The sequence below is a fragment of the Mucilaginibacter sp. genome (genome assembly GCF_025359345.1).
In the GTDB taxonomy this organism is placed as follows: domain Bacteria; phylum Bacteroidota; class Bacteroidia; order Sphingobacteriales; family Sphingobacteriaceae; genus Mucilaginibacter.
Genome location: NZ_JANYGQ010000018.1, coordinates 104,494 through 119,488, shown reverse-complemented (window position 1 = coordinate 119,488; position 14,995 = coordinate 104,494). Strand labels below are relative to the sequence as shown.

The following is a 14,995-nucleotide window of genomic DNA, read 5'->3' as shown; positions in this document are numbered from 1 at the left end:
AACAAGTTCAGCATGACGATGATCGGTTTACCCTGTATCCATCGCTTTTTTAACTGCCTCTTTTTTATTACGCGAAACGGGGATTTCATTACCGTTAAACAAAAGCAGGAAATCGCCATATTCCTTTTTCCAGCTTTTAACAAGCTGTTTATTTACCAGGTGCGATTGATGACAGCGGATAAAGCCGTAGTCTTTTAATATCTCTTCGTACTCGTAAATGGGCTTGCAAACCAAAAGTTCTTCGCCATCTTGCAGGAAGAAGGTGGTGTAGTTGTTCGACGATTCGCAGCGTATAATTTCACCTGTTTTAACAAAGCGGGTTTCTTTGAGTGTGTTTAAAGCGATGCGCTGTTCATCCTTGTTTTGCTGCCCCTTTAATAAATGGATGAGGTTTTCCAACTGCAAGTTCTGCGCTTTGGCCTGGTACTTTTTTATCGCCCTGTCCACCGCAGCCTGCAGGTCATTAATATCAATAGGCTTTAACAGATAATCTACAGCCGCAAAGCGCATGGCTTGTATGGCATATTGGTCGTAGGCGGTAACAAATATTACCTCAAAATCATAGTTATTCAATCCCCTTAACAAATCGAAGCCGGTTTTGCCGGGCATCTGTATGTCTAAAAACACAATATCCGGGCTGTGTTTTAAAATAAGAGACGTGCCATCATCAGCATTTAAAGCTGTGTCGCAAACAGTAACCTGCGGGCAGTAGGAATTTAGCAGCCCCTGCAGGTTGGTCAGATTGTGCTTTTCATCGTCAATTAATACAGCCTTAATACTCATAGAAACCAGTTATTAAAGGTAAGCTCAATATCTGCACCGGTTGACTTGTTCTTTTTCACTTCAAATTTAATGGGTTGGCCTTTTGTAAACTCGTTCAATAACTTTATACGGTCATGGGTGAGTTTTAGTCCAAACCCATCAGTATTTGTATTTCCCAAAAATCCGGGACCGTTATCTTTAATATTTACTATCATGTTATTGTCGCGCCTTGTAAAGTTAACCGCTACTTCGCCTTTCTCCTGCAATGCCGAGATGCCGTGCTTTATGGCATTTTCAACCAGCGGTTGCAGCAACAGCGATGGCACTTCTGTTTCATAAGCATTAATGTTTTTATCTATATTGACATGATACGTAAACCCAAACCGCAGCTGCTCTAGCTTCAGGTAAGTCTCTAAAGTTAGTATTTCTTTATCTAACGATGTTTGGTCCTTATTGCTGTTATTTAACGAATCGCGCATCAAGCGGGCAAAGTCCGAGAGGTAGCTGTTGGCGCCTTTTATATCCTGTTTGTTTATCAGGCCCTGTATCGAACTCAATGCATTAAAGATAAAATGCGGGTTAAGCTGGGCATAAATACTTTTAAGCTCCAGTTGCAGCTTGGTTTTTTTTGCCAGTTCCTTCTCGGCATTCTCTTTTTGTTTAACATGCCTTACCATGAAAAAAACAAAGCCCAGCGAAGCACAAGATAATATCCCGGCGATAATCTTAAATAGCACGGAATCATACCAGGGCGTTTTAACTTCAAACGGATAAGTGGTTACATGTTCGCGCTGCGCGGTATAACGCATTTTTAACAGGTACCGGCCAGGTGCAAGGCTTTTTAGCCAGATGAAATTATTATCAAAATCGTTGTATTTCCAGGGGGTGATGGTGTTATCGTTTTTTACCAACTCGTACTCCAGTTGCTCTTTGTGGTAAATATCGGCACTGAAATAAAATACCAGGTTATTGTCTTTGGGAGCAACTATTAGTTTCTTTGGCAGGTAGCTAAACCGATCAATCTGATCGGCCGGATACTTCATCTTCCATTTGTCAATCTCGGCTGCATCCTGCCGGTAGCTCCATGGGTGGGCAAGCCTTTTTAGAAAAAAGTTCAGCTCATCAGGAAGGTATATCTGGCTGATAGTCGGTTTAACGGGCTGCCATTTTACCACAGCGGCAGCGACAATTTTCCCCGAGTTTTTTAACCGTACATCCACAATAAGCCGGTTGCCAAGCGCAGTGTTGTAACCGCCCAGGTAAGCCATCTGTGGCATTGACGATGCGGATTGCACCATATAGTCGGTAAAGCTCGCGGGTTTTTGCCAGGGCGTTACTACCGGACCATCTTCAATCATCACCCGGTATTCATAATTATTGGCATTGCTTTTATCAACCCCATGCAGAAAAAAATGTGCCTTCGCCGTATCGTAAGTGGTAATGGCGACAAAGTTTAGCGGGCGGTTACGGATAAACGCCGTGTCTCTTTTCAGCGCCTCAGTAAGTGCGGCGCAGCTGCCATCGCCCCAAAATGCGTTGTTAATTTCTTTAATTGCTGAAACTATACCAATATTACCCGGTTTGTCAGTTAGCCCGCTTGGGTAGCTTTGCGAGTATGCACCCCACATAATTTGTGCATTTGCTGGTTTTGCTAACGCGATAATTATTATCAACAGCAGGAATATCTTTTTCATTTTCGTTTGATTTATACTCAAATGTCTGCTGATTATAAATGTTATTTTGCGGCGATGTGAATTGGGTGGCGTGTGGTGTGAATTTGGTTTAAAAAGCGAATTGATTATAAGAAGGCAAGGAAAATCGCCGGTAGCTTAACCCCCGATATGGTCCCACCCCACAACGCTATATTTCGTCCTCGCCTGATTTTCTGAACCACCGTATATCAGCGTTTTGTGCACTTCGGCCGGCAACGCAAGTTCACCAAACAAATCCATCCCGTTAAACAACCCCTGGGTAATGGTTTGTGTGGCTTTGACCTCAAAAATATCAAAACCACCGGGCTTTCTTAGTAACATATCAACTTCATTACCCGCGCGGTCCTGCCAAAAATAATATTCGCGGTGAAGGTATTGATGCTGGTTTTGCTTTTGATACTCCGCGACAATCATATTCTCAAAAAGATTACCTTTTAACCTGTTTTCAATTAATTCGTGACCTGTTCTTATTCCTAACAGGTGGCTTAACAAGCCGGTATCGTAAAAGAACAGTTTGGGGCTTTTAACCAATCGCTTATTAAAATTTTCGTGGTATGGTTGCAGCAGAAAAATAATATAGCTGCTTTCCAATATAGATAACCATGCTTTAGCGGTAGGTTGTGATATATCGCATTCATTTGCAATAGCGCTAATGTTTAGCAACTGGCCTGCGCGAGTGGCACATAAGCTCAAAAATGTGCGAAACAGCTTTAAGTCCCTGATATTTAAAAGCTCTGTTACGTCTTTTTCAATATAGGTTTGTATATAATTGGCGTAAAACACTACCGGGTCAATATCCCTGTCGAAAATAGCTGGATAAAATCCCTTTATAGCAGCCGAAGCATAGGTGCTATCCAGCAAATCAACATGTTTCAATTCCTTAAAATCTAAAGGCAGTAATTTAAACAGCGCCACCCTGCCAGCAAGCGTCTGGGTTATATTACTTAGCAGGTGGAAATTTTGCGAGCCTGATAAAATATACTGCCCCATCTGTCTCGACTCATCAACTCTGCCCTGGATATAGGAGAATAGCGCAGGCACGCGCTGTACTTCATCGAAAATTACTTTTTCATTATATTGATTCAGAAAGCCGACAGGATCATCAGTTGCAAAGGAACGTGTATCCGGATTTTCCAACGAGATATATCGGTAATCTGCAAATAATTCTCTCAACAACGTGGTTTTTCCCGATTGCCTTGGACCAGTTAGGGCAAGAACCGGGAATTTAGATTGCTGGGCAGCTATTATTTGCGCAATTTGACGGTTAATATACATTTATCAGCATTTAAGTATAGTCAAATTTAGTGCTTATTTTGAATTTGCCGGCATTTCATTTTGAATTTGCCATTGTTTTATTTTGAATTTGTCAACATTCTATTTTGAATTTGCCCCAAAAAATGTTTAAATAATCAATAACAATCCATTTCACAAAAAAGGCATCCACAAACAAATGCAGATGCCTTTCAATTCTTAAACGCTAAACAATTACAGCGTAGCCATATCAATTACAAAACGATACCTCACATCGCCTTTAACCATACGGTCGTAAGCGGTTTGGATATCTTTAATGTCGATCATTTCGATGTCTGACACAATGTTATTCTCGGCGCAATAGTCAAGCATTTCCTGGGTTTCGGCTATGCCGCCGATGCCCGAACCGGCAAGGCTTTTACGACCGCCCAGTAAGCTGAATGCGGCTATCTGTGCAGGCTCTGGCGGCACTCCAACACAAATATGTGTACCATCAGTACGCAGCAACGAAAGGTACATGTTAAAATCGTGCGGGGCTGATACGGTATCCAATATAAAATCAAAAGTTCCCTTTGCTGCGTTTACCTGCGCTTCATCCGTGGTAACCACAAAATGGTGAGCACCAAGTTTTTTGGCATCTTCTTCTTTTTTGGGCGATGTGCTCAATACGGTGACATCAGCTCCAAAGGCAACGCCAAATTTTACAGCCATGTGGCCAAGGCCGCCCAGGCCCAGTACTGCCAGTTTATGGCCCTTGCCAACTTTCCAGTGCCTTAGCGGCGAGTAGGTAGTTATACCGGCACACAAAAGTGGCGCAACGGCAGCAAGATTAAGTTTGTCTGACACATGCAGTACGAAGTCTTCATTAACCACAATGGTGTTTGAGTAGCCGCCGTAGGTTGGCGTTTTACCATCCTGCTCAAGGCCATTGTAAGTCTGCGAACTGCCTTTTAAACAGTATTGCTCCAAATCACGTTTACAATTTTCGCATACCCGGCACGAATCCACCATACAGCCGGTACCGGCCAGGTCACCAACTTTGAATTTTTTAACATGGTCGCCCACTTTAATTACGCGGCCAACAATTTCGTGACCCGGTACCATTGGGAAAATGCCCGGAAACCAGTCGTTTTTTATCTGGTGTAAATCGGAGTGGCAAACGCCGCAAAATAAAATATCGAACTGAACATCGTGCGGCCCTACTTCGCGGCGTTCAAATGTCCAGGGGGCTAAAGGGGTGTGCTCGTTTTGAGCAGCATAAGCTTTTGTTTCAATCATGGTTGAGTTTTTTTAAGTTAGCTAATAATCCGGGGTGATTAGGGCTACCCTTATGGCAAATATACAGGTGTGTTGTTAACATGTATTACCTGTGCAATAAATATTTATCAATTTAGTGTACTTATTAAGTCTTAAGCCGAAAGTCCTGAGTCAGAAGCTACCTGGTGACTAAGGACTTAAGACTAATTAGCCTCAACGTGTTTCTTAAAGTTATCCAAAATAGCCTGCCAGCCGCCGCGCTGCATCTCAATAGGATTCTGGCTTTCCGGCACAAATTCTTCCACAACTTCGGTGGTATTATCGTTGCCGCTAAACTCAATTTTAACGGTGCGGCCATCAGCCATGGCGTATTCAATCAGCGCATGCTCTTTCACATTACTGTAAACGCCTTCAAAATCAAAGCTAAAGCTGCCGTCTTTAGCAGCCATAGTTGTTTTAAATTTTCCGCCGGTACGCGCGTCGTTATCGGCATAAGGCGCATACCAATCGTCGGATGCAAAGGCCCATTGTGTTATGTGTTCGGGTTTTGTCCAAAACTCCCACACCTTTTCAACGCCCGCGTTGATTGTTGCTGACACCGTTATTGTTTTATTTTCTGTTGCTGCCATATGTACGCTTTTAATGGTGGTAATCCTAATCCGAAAATAAAGGTAAAAGATTCATTTTGATGCAAAAAACATGAAAATATTGGGCGTCTCTTTATACCGGTCTATCCTCCTTTCCGCGTTAGCTCCAGGTCGCATACCAGCACGCCGCCTTGGGCCGTCAGCGTCCAAAATTACCCACGCATTCAAACATAATCTCTTTTTATAAATTAATCAATTGATTATCAATGCGTTTCATGGCATTGAGAACCACAAACCCGGAAGCGCTGATTATCAAGACATTACAATTGGTAAAAATTAGAACAACTGATAGTGAGGATGTTTCACAACGTTCCGGGTGTTCCGAGGAAAAATGGAACGCTTGCTTCCGGCGGCAGTAGAAGTCCAGACCCAGGCAAACCCACATTAGCGAAAGTTTTCTTTTCTGTTCCGATTGATACAATTTTCCCCATGTATAATTTCCATTTTAGTTTGCCGTTAATAATTCGGTTATTTAAAAAAAATCTATCCTAAATTATCAACAGTGAGCAACATAAAAATACTGAATACCGAAATCCTTTCAAACAACTGGTACACGCTTAAAAAAGTAACTTATGAAATTCTTCAAAAGGGTGAGGTTTTAGTACAAAACCGCGAAGCTTATGACAGGGGAAACGGGGCAACCATCCTGCTTTATAATAAAGAAAAGCAATCGGTAATTTTAACACGGCAGTTCCGGATGCCCACCTTTATAAATGGGAATGCGTCGGGGTATTTGATTGAGGCCTGCGCAGGATTGTTAGATACCGATAATGCCGAAGATTGTATAAGGCGCGAAACCGAGGAAGAAACCGGGTTTAAAATAACCCATGTCGAAAAAATATTTGAGGCTTATATGTCGCCGGGCTCGGTAACCGAGATATTGTATTTCTTTGTCGCCGAATACACCAAAGAAATGAAAGTTACCGAAGGTGGCGGGCTTGAAGAGGAAAGTGAAAATATTGAAGTGCTTGAGCTATCATTTACCGAAGCGCTGGGCATGATTAAAACGGGCGAAATAATGGATGCCAAAACCATAATGCTATTGCAATACGCCGCGCTAAATAATTTGTTGGGCTAGTTTGCAGTTACCTTACCGCTAAAAATAGTGGCAGGATTGCTTTTGTCGAATGAGCGCGTAGCGGTTACCATTAGCGTGCTTTCGCCTGCGGCCAGTGCCTTAAATTCCCAGGTATCGGTACCGGCAAAACCTACAGGTGCGTTGGTACCGGGGTTTGAATGAGAATGGCTTACCAATGTTAAAACTTGTGGATTAAATTGAGGCGGATCGAACGCGTAACCGCCATCGGCCGGGTTATTAAGCGTTAGTTTCAGCGATTGGCCTTTCGCCAGCGCAATGGTTTGCCCGTTTTTGGTATAATCAACCTGAACCGCACTGTTAGGCGAAACACCATTTTTCTTGCAGGACGAAACCGATGATAGCGACAATGCAATTACAGATAAAACAATGAGTAATTTAATTTTCATGTGGCGGGTTAATAGCTTGTATACCATTACGCAATATAAGCTTTGAACGCTACAGCGACAAGGGGAAAAGGTTTAATCGAAAGTCTTTAGTCTGAAGCAAAAGAGATCTTGGGCTGACTTTGGACTTTAGACTAAAGACTCCAGACTTAAACTAACTGGCGGCCCGCCGCGTGCCCTGGTACAACGAATGCAAGTTAAGCAATGTTTCCAGCTTTACCGGCTTGCTGATATTCGCTTTTACAAAGGCATATTTATCAACCAGCAGCTGGTCCTTAGGATCAATTGATGATGAAATTATATAAATATCTATTGTTTTTTTTAACCGTTTATAAATATGCTCAAAACTATCGAGAAAGTCCCAGCCGTTAAAACCCGGCATGTTGAGGTCTAAGAAAACAACATCGGGCAAAATATCCGGAGATGAATGAAAACTTTCGATAAGGTCCATACTTAAACGTGCATCCTGGCTATGTGACGCATCGGGGAACAAATGAAATTTATCCAGCATCTTCTGCATAATTAAATGCTCGATGGGGTCGTCGTCTATCATTAATAAATTAATCATAATTATTAATATTAAGTGTGACGTTTAGTGGAACAGCGATAAAACAAAACCCGTTCCAATACATTACTGAACATCAGTAAATTAGGCATAATTGTGCAGAAACAGCTTAAAACGTACTGGTTCAATAAATTCCGCTTATTACCAATATTATTATAACAAGATAATTATGATTGGTATACTATACAGTTTTTTAAACGCGCGCAATTTTTCAATACAACACCTGCTGGTGCTTACCATTCAGCGCCCTGCTTAACCAATAATTTAAGGCGAGGCGTTTTTTTAACCTAAGATTAGCAAAAATTACTTTTAACTGATTCCATTTGCAAGTCGCAAACATTCAGCGCCGTTTTTTCGTATAAACACTCACTTACAGTTTTCTGCTAAATGAGGTCCGGAAAATATATTTTAATATTTCTTCTTTGTCTGCAATCATTTGTGTCGCTTTCGCAGGAAATGACATTGAATGTTACCGCATTAAACAGCGCCAATGGCCTTTCGCAAAACTCGATACTATGTGTAACCAAGGATAGGTATGGTTTTATGTGGTTTGGAACACAGGATGGTTTAAATAAATACGACGGCTTTAAATTTGTTGTTTACAAACACATTGGGAATAACCCCAAAACGCTTCCCGCAAATAATGTAAACTCCGTTTGTGAAGATTCAGAAGGCAGCATTTGGGTGGGCACCCGGCTTGGCGGATTGAGTAAATATGACCGCGCTCACGACTCATTTCAAACATTTCAGCACGACAACCTAAAGCCACTTTCAATAAGCAGTAACAATATAACTTTTATTTACTGCGATCGGCAAAAAAACCTATGGATCGGAACCGAAAACGGGTTGAATTTATACAACAAATACACCGGCAGATTTAGGCGTTTTGTTAATAGTCCCGGTGATTCAGCGTCGCTTAGCAACTCGTCCGTCTTTTCAATTTTTGAGGATTGTAACAATCATTTATGGGTTGGAACAGCCGGAGGATTAAATATGCTTAACCTGGCCACCGGAAAATGGGAGCGTTTTGTTGACAAAACCGGTGGTAAATCGGCAAACAGTATTAATGCCATAACAGGCGACGAAAACGACAACATCTGGATTGGTACCAGCAAAGGTTTGAGCTTGCTGGAAAAAAACAGTCGTAAATTTAAAAGCTATACTATTAACCCGGATAAGAATTCAGCAGGTGGTGTCAATCCAATCTACTCGTTGGCAAAGACGGCCGGCAATAGATTTTGGATAGGTTCAAATACAACCCTGCAGTTATTTGATGCGGCAAACCGGAAGCTAATCCCCATTAACGAAAACACCAATGGAAGTAACGCAATGCCCAACGATGGTGTATATGCCTTATACGAAGACAATGCCGGGATACTTTGGATCGGGACCTCCAGTGAAGGCCTCCTGAAATATGATAAAAACCTATCAATTTTCCCTGTTTACCAGGCATCATTAACAAACACCCCTTCAGCAAAAAATATTGTAAGGGGCATTACCGAAGACAAAAACGGAAACCTGTATCTCGCCACAGATGTAGGTCTCGAATATTTTAACCGTGCCAACCAACGGTCTGTTTATTATCAGCACAACTCAAAAAGTGCAAATAGTTTGGTGAGCAACTTCACCTCATGTGTACTCATTAATAAAAAAAATGATGCTGTTTGGGTTGGAACATATTCAGGTGGACTGGATTGCTTCAACCCAAACACAGGTCAATTCAAACACCACATAAAAGGAAATGGCCGGGTAGATATCACATCAAACGCCATTTATGCATTGCTTGAGGACCATAACGGCCATATCTGGATTGGATCGGAGGATGGCGGATTGAGTGAATACGACCCTAAAACGAATTCGTTTACCCGGTATCTAAATGACAAAAAAACAAGTAACAGTTTAGCCGATAACACCATTGAAGCCCTTTACGAAGACAAAGAAGGCAATATTTGGGCCGGGGGATATTCAAATGGGATATCTGTGTTTAACCCCACAACGCGTCAATTTGCGCAAATAAATATTCATAACAGCACGTTGGCCAGCAATGTTATCAGCACGTTTTATGAGGACGAGAAAGGGAACATGTGGATAGGGACAATGGAAGGCGGTTTAAATAGCTATAATATTAAAAACCACACATTTAAGATATACAACGAAACCAATGGCCTAATAAACAATACTGTTAATTACATTGCGGGTGACAGTTCGGGCAATCTTTGGCTAAGTACACTGCAGGGGGTAACGCGGTTTAACCCTGCCAGCGGGGAGTGTAAAAATTTTGGTTACTATAACGGTTTAAAAAGTAAAGAATTTAACCTCGGCGCCGGCACAAGGCTAAAAAGCGGTGAAATTGCATTGGGAAGTATTAATGGGTTTACTATCATCGACCCCAATAAACTGTTTAATAATAATAACAAACCCCGGGTGGTTATTACCGGCTTCGAATTATTTAATAAGCCTGTAAAGTTTGATACGCCCAACTCGCCTCTTCGACAGAGTATAGGTATAACAAGTAAAATTCAGCTCGACTATTCCCAGTCCGTCTTTACACTGGAGTTTGCCGCCCTTGATTATACCATACCCGAAAATAATACTTATGCCTATAAGCTTGAAAACTTTGATAAAGAATGGCAATTTGTAGGCAATCAACGTAAGGCTACCTACACAAATCTCGACCCCGGCGAATATATTTTTAAGGTAAAAGCTGCTAATAATGATGGCGTTTGGAGTGAAAGCCCTGCTACCCTTCACATTGTTATTAAAGCCCCCTTTTGGATGACATGGTGGTTTAAAACTGGCACTATACTGTTTTTTATACTATGGTTTTACCTGTTTTATTTAATAAGGTTAAGATTTGTAAGAAAACAAAAAGATGAGTTAGAAATACAGGTGAAAGCCCGCACGCAGGAGATAGAATTACAGGCTTTCAATTTGAAGGTTTTAAACGACGAACTGCAATTACAAAAAGAAGAAATGGAAACGCAGTCAGAGGAACTGCAGTTACAATCAGAAGAGCTTTTAGAACAGCAGGACGAACTACAGGAGAAATCTAAATCACTCGAACTTTTAAACCAGGAACTAACTATTCAAAGAACACAGGAAGCACAGGCCCGTATCATGGCTGAAAAGGCCCGCCTGGAAGCTGATAAAGCGAACCGGGCCAAAAGCACTTTTCTGGCAACTATGAGCCATGAAATACGGACGCCAATGAATGGTGTTTTGGGGATGGCTTCGTTATTGTCGGAAACAAGTCTTGATAACGAGCAACGTGAGTATACTGAGGCCATCGTAAATAGTGGTGAGTCGTTGTTAATTGTAATTAATGACATCCTGGATTTCTCCAAAATAGAATCGGGCAATCTTGAGCTCGATCCTCACGATTTTAGCCTGCGTAAGTGCATTGAAGATGTACTGGAGTTATCTGCAGCAAAAGCGGCCGATATCGGTATTGATTTGGTATACCAGGTTGATGATATAATTCCCGCCTATATTAATGCTGATGGGTTAAGGTTGCGCCAGGTTTTAACCAATCTTATTGGCAATGCTATTAAATTTACTCATAAAGGCGAGGTTTTCCTGATGGTTACCAAAGGTGAACTGCAAGGAGATGAATTTGATTTAAATTTTGCTATACGCGACACCGGCATAGGTATCCCGCAACAGCATTTAGGTAAACTATTCCAGGCATTTAACCAGGTAGATTCATCGGTGTCGCGTAAATACGGCGGAACCGGCTTAGGCCTGGTTATTTGCGAAAGGCTGGTAAATTTAATGGGGGGGACCATAGATGTGGAAAGCGAATATGGTGTGGGCAGCAAATTTACTTTTAGTATCAAAGCAAAAAAGGGCGAAGACACTGCAGTTAAGCAACACTATGAAGCTACAGTTTGCGAAGGAAAAAAAGTGCTGGTAATAGATGACAACGATACCAACCTAAGAATTATAAAAACGCAGCTAAAAAAATGGAAAATAATTGTAACCGCCGTTAGTTCCGCTAAAGAAGCGATCGCAATTTTATCGGCACAAAAGGATTTCGACATGGTGATCACCGATATGCAAATGCCGGATATGGATGGCATAACACTGGCTGGCCGGATAAAATCAATACAGGCTGATATGCCTGTGATATTGTTAAGTTCAATCGGGAACGAAACGCGCAAAACGCACGGTCACCTTTTTACAAATGTTTTAACAAAGCCGGTAAAGCAGCAACAGTTATTTGATGTAATTGCAATGGATGTAAAAAAACGGGGTGCTGCACAACCCGAAATGAAAAAGGCGCTGCTATCAGAAGATTTTGCATTACAATATCCATTTAACATGCTTGTTGCCGAGGATAATTTAATGAATCAAAAATTAATTACAAGGATACTTAATAAGCTTGGCTACCAGCCTGACCTTGCCAACGACGGCCAGGAGGTGTTGGATTTAATGGAAAATAAAACGTACGACCTTATTTTAATGGATATGCAGATGCCCAATATTGACGGGCTTGAAGCAACGCGGGTTATCAGGGAAAAATACGGTACCAGGCCTTTAATTGCTGCAATGACAGCAAATGCCATGAGCGAAGACCGCGACGAATGTATTAAAGCGGGTATGGATGACTACATTTCAAAACCGGTAAATATTGAAAGCTTAATGAATAGGCTTATCGATCTCAATAAAATTATTGTGAATGACCATCCCGTGGTGCGGTTTGAAAATTAAAGTATATGCGCACATTTAATTATATGGGAGTGTGTTATTTTCAACAGTTTGGGATTGTGCGGTTAAAGGCTTAAGGGCAATGTTTGCAAACTTAGCGTTGTTATTTGCCGGTAATCAATAACTCAACCCGCCTGTTTAAATATTTGTCGTGATCGGTAAGTTCGGGGTAAACTTTGGGTTTGGTGCTTGCCAGGCCTTTGTAGGTCATTCGTTTGGCATCGATGCCGTTTTTTACAAAATAGTCGTAGATAAATTTGGCCCTATTTACCGACAACTTATAGTCCCTGGAATCGATATCCATTCCGTCCGGCCCATTGTCACAACATATGTGTCCCTGTATTTCAAACTTTATGTTGTCGTGCTGTTTTAAGTAGCTTAGCAAAATCTTCAAATTGGCTTCACATTCGGGGTTCAAAAAATGCCGTGCAGATTGAAAAGTCAATTCTTCCAACGCCAGGCTGCCGCCAACTTCAATGTTTGATAAATGGGCTATTTTATCAGTGAATTGCGGTGGGGGCAATTGCGGCTGGGCGACCACCTTTGTATGAATAATCTTATTAATCACGATGTCGACCCTCCTGTTAAACGGATCACCTAACGGCCCTTTTTTTGCCGTGCTCATTTCCACGGCTTTCCAGTCGGCGGCAACTACCAGGTTTATATGTGATTTGATATAGGCGGCAACAATTTCGGCACGCTTTTGAGAAAGCACTGCATTATCCGGCCCGGTCCCTAAATAATCAGCAAAACCTGTAATGTGCAAATTATCGACACCTTTAAACGATTTACACAATGAATCTAATTTCTTTTGATTGCCGGCCGACAATTCAAATTCGGCTATCTTATAATATAACCGAACAGTATCGGAGTTCGAGGCAAACATCGGCATTGTTTTAAGCGCAATAAGTAAAAGGAATACTAATTTAAGCTTCATTAATTAAAGTTAAGTTAATAATATGGAATGTCATCTGGGTTTCTCGCGCGACGACAGATTATGAAACTGGAAAATGCTTCAAACAAGTACTAGTGACATGGATCCGATACAGTAAATATGCGCAAAATGCATTAATCTATAGCCAGGTATGTTCACAAGTATAGGCCCTTACCCCGCCCACCCTTCCCTATCCAAACTTCTAAAGTTAATCGCCTCTGCTAAATGCTCCAGTTCAATTTCTTCGCTGCACGCTAAATCGGCAATGGTGCGCGATACTTTTAAAATCCGGTCATAAGCCCGTGCCGATAGCCCTAGTTTTTCCATAGCTTTTTTCAGCAGTGCCTGGCCGGCGGGTGTGATTTTGCAGATGTCGCGTACCATTTGGGGGCTCATTTGGGCATTGGCATGCAGGTCGGGTTTGCTGCCGAAACGTGTGGCCTGCACTTCGCGGGCTTTGATCACACGGTCGCGGATAAGCTCGCTTTTTTCGGCAAGGCGGTCGCTGGCCAGCTCTGTAAAGTTGACAGGGGTAACCTCCACATGCAGGTCAATACGGTCGAGCAACGGGCCTGATATTTTGCTTAAATATTTTTGAACCATGCCCGGCGGACAGATGCATTCCTTTTCCGGATGATTAAAGTATCCGCAAGGACAGGGTGGCGTTGAACTTTCTCCCCTACCGAAAAACCTTGTCTGTACCTCCATCAAAGTTAATTCCATTGTTTCCTCAAACGTTAGGCGACTTTATCCGCAAAAAACGGGTTGAATCCCTCCAGTTACAATCCGAAGTGGCCCGTATTATCGGCGTCTCCGAAGACACTATAACCAACTGGGAAACAAATCGCTTTGTGCCGCAAATTAACCTTTACCCCGCAATATTCCTATACCTCGGCTACTATCCCTTTACCCACGAAACGGAAACAATTGGCGGCAAAGTGAAGCAACTACGCAACTGCCTCGGACTGCCGTACGAAGCAGCCGGTGAAATATTCGCAGTCTACGCAACAACTGTACGAGGGTGGGAACTGAATAAGAACCACCCTACCGCACGGAAACGACTGCTGATACAGGCCAGATTTGACAGCCTTCCAGATTTTCTTAAAAACAAAACTACTCAATATGAAAGAACAGAAAAAATCCACATCACACTTGCCGATGTCCTACAATGAATCTGTCCAACAGACATACAATCTCATTGTAGCGAAGGCGTTGCACCTTCTCACCACACTCGAACAGGAAGAACTCCGGTACATCCTCGAAAGAAAACAGAAAGGGTCACAGTACCCCATCATCATCCATGAATTAGTTAGTCCGATACTATACCTCCGTCTTGAATATGGCGAGGATTCGCGGCTTGCGGTTCACTTCGGTGCCGAACCCGCCTCACCTTTTCCGGAAGTACAGGCAGTTACGGCAGGGTTTCTGCGCATATTGTTTACCCTCACTGGAAAAGCATACACCGGGGTGGACATTGAGGACTGTGTTAAAACAGATTGGCTCATCAATGTTTGTTCGGAGATGTTCGAATATCTCGAAGACCGCACCAAGTATCACACGTTTCGGAAAATTCCTTATAACAAGAAGCACGCGCGAAAGCGGGTGTTGGAAGTAGTGTAACCGTAAGCCGTCCCCAGTAAGGGCGGCTTTTTTACACCAAAGAAAAGCTGTCTATGAT

12 protein-coding genes and 1 pseudogene are annotated in these 14,995 nt (G+C 42.3%); 4 read left to right on the top strand and 9 right to left on the bottom strand.

The features are described 5' to 3' along the window. Positions 1-27: 27 nt before the first annotated feature. The 5 genes from Q0R52_RS11030 to Q0R52_RS11010 form a co-directional block, all read right to left on the bottom strand. Positions 28-783: a LytTR family DNA-binding domain-containing protein gene (locus tag Q0R52_RS11030; protein WP_295794712.1), complete on the bottom strand. Its 756-nt coding sequence runs from the start codon at positions 781-783 to the stop codon at positions 28-30. Then, positions 780-2,456, bottom strand: coding sequence for a histidine kinase (locus Q0R52_RS11025; RefSeq protein WP_295794711.1), 1,677 nt, complete (start codon positions 2,454-2,456; stop codon positions 780-782). The genes Q0R52_RS11030 and Q0R52_RS11025 overlap by 4 nt, the downstream gene beginning before the upstream one ends. Positions 2,457-2,591: 135 nt before the next feature. Then, on the bottom strand, positions 2,592-3,749 hold the full coding sequence (locus Q0R52_RS11020; RefSeq protein WP_295794709.1) for an ATP-binding protein: 1,158 nt from the start codon (positions 3,747-3,749) through the stop codon (positions 2,592-2,594). Positions 3,750-3,959: 210 nt separating this feature from the next. Next, positions 3,960-5,003, bottom strand: a complete 1,044-nt coding sequence (locus Q0R52_RS11015) for an NAD(P)-dependent alcohol dehydrogenase (protein ID WP_295794708.1) — start codon at positions 5,001-5,003, stop codon at positions 3,960-3,962. A 182-nt stretch (positions 5,004-5,185) separates the two neighbouring features. Next, on the bottom strand, positions 5,186-5,611 hold the full coding sequence (locus Q0R52_RS11010; protein ID WP_295794707.1) for an SRPBCC family protein: 426 nt from the start codon (positions 5,609-5,611) through the stop codon (positions 5,186-5,188). A gap of 520 nt (positions 5,612-6,131) precedes the next feature. Between Q0R52_RS11010 and nudK the strand changes: the two genes are divergently transcribed. Next, complete coding sequence (nudK, locus tag Q0R52_RS11005; protein WP_295794706.1) at positions 6,132-6,707, top strand: GDP-mannose pyrophosphatase NudK; 576 nt, start codon at positions 6,132-6,134, stop codon at positions 6,705-6,707. Here the strand turns inward: nudK and Q0R52_RS11000 are convergent. Together Q0R52_RS11000 and Q0R52_RS10995 are read right to left on the bottom strand one after the other, a co-directional pair. Beyond that, entirely contained in the window at positions 6,704-7,114 is a 411-nt protein-coding gene (locus tag Q0R52_RS11000; protein WP_295794705.1) for a protease inhibitor I42 family protein, read from the bottom strand. The two genes, nudK and Q0R52_RS11000, sit on opposite strands and share 4 nt — an antisense overlap. Positions 7,115-7,265: 151 nt before the next feature. Further along, positions 7,266-7,679, bottom strand: a complete 414-nt coding sequence (locus Q0R52_RS10995; RefSeq protein WP_295794704.1) for a response regulator — start codon at positions 7,677-7,679, stop codon at positions 7,266-7,268. A gap of 384 nt (positions 7,680-8,063) precedes the next feature. Between Q0R52_RS10995 and Q0R52_RS10990 the strand changes: the two genes are divergently transcribed. Further along, on the top strand, positions 8,064-12,386 hold the full coding sequence (locus tag Q0R52_RS10990; protein ID WP_295794703.1) for a two-component regulator propeller domain-containing protein: 4,323 nt from the start codon (positions 8,064-8,066) through the stop codon (positions 12,384-12,386). Positions 12,387-12,486: 100 nt separating this feature from the next. Here the strand turns inward: Q0R52_RS10990 and Q0R52_RS10985 are convergent, their stop codons facing one another. Together Q0R52_RS10985 and Q0R52_RS10980 are read right to left on the bottom strand one after the other, a co-directional pair. Continuing rightward, positions 12,487-13,320 (bottom strand): OmpA family protein, encoded by an 834-nt coding sequence (locus Q0R52_RS10985; RefSeq protein ID WP_295794702.1) that lies wholly within the window; start codon positions 13,318-13,320, stop codon positions 12,487-12,489. A 168-nt stretch (positions 13,321-13,488) separates the two neighbouring features. Next, positions 13,489-13,977: pseudogene (locus Q0R52_RS10980) on the bottom strand (ATP-binding protein); the annotation flags it as partial. Positions 13,978-14,039: 62 nt separating this feature from the next. On the opposite strand from Q0R52_RS10980, the gene Q0R52_RS10975 reads away from it, so the two are divergent. Both Q0R52_RS10975 and Q0R52_RS10970 read left to right on the top strand, forming a co-directional pair. Continuing rightward, positions 14,040-14,489 carry a helix-turn-helix transcriptional regulator gene (locus tag Q0R52_RS10975; RefSeq protein WP_295794701.1) on the top strand — a complete coding sequence of 150 codons (450 nt, stop codon included), beginning with the start codon at positions 14,040-14,042 and terminating at the stop codon, positions 14,487-14,489. After that, the gene (locus Q0R52_RS10970) at positions 14,440-14,937 is read left to right on the top strand and encodes a hypothetical protein (protein ID WP_295794700.1); all 498 of its coding nucleotides are present in this window, start codon (positions 14,440-14,442) and stop codon (positions 14,935-14,937) included. Before Q0R52_RS10975 ends, Q0R52_RS10970 begins: the two co-directional genes overlap by 50 nt. Positions 14,938-14,995 lie beyond the last annotated feature (58 nt).